This is a genomic window from Bacillus sp. SIMBA_074, from assembly GCF_046534555.1.
Classification (GTDB): Bacteria; Bacillota; Bacilli; order Bacillales; family Bacillaceae_G; genus Bacillus_A; species Bacillus_A mycoides.
The window spans coordinates 1-247 of record NZ_JAWRYM010001022.1; the positions used below are offsets into that span (position 1 = coordinate 1).

General features: G+C 40.5%; 1 protein-coding gene. It reads left to right on the forward strand.

Annotated features, from left to right (window positions below; all coding sequences use genetic code 11):
• The coding region (locus tag SB773_RS33865) for a C40 family peptidase (protein ID WP_410594861.1) at positions 1-218 on the forward strand (218 nt) is incomplete at its 5' end.
• Positions 219-247 lie beyond the last annotated feature (29 nt).

Consider the following 247-nt stretch of genomic DNA (forward strand, 5'->3'; position numbering starts at 1 on the left):
CTTCCACGTATTATGATATGGGTAAAAGGGTTACTTCACCGAAAAGTGGCGATCTTATCTTCTTTGCAACGGGTTCTAATAGATCAGTTGTAAGCCATATGGGAATGTACTTGGGCGGCGGGCAGTTCATTCATGCCTCAACAAGTAAGGGAGTAGAAATCACTTCTACTTCAAACTCCTATTTCAAGAGCAGAATCATCGGTTATAGAAGTTTATAGGATTTACTTGCAGACTTTCTCTTAAAGCC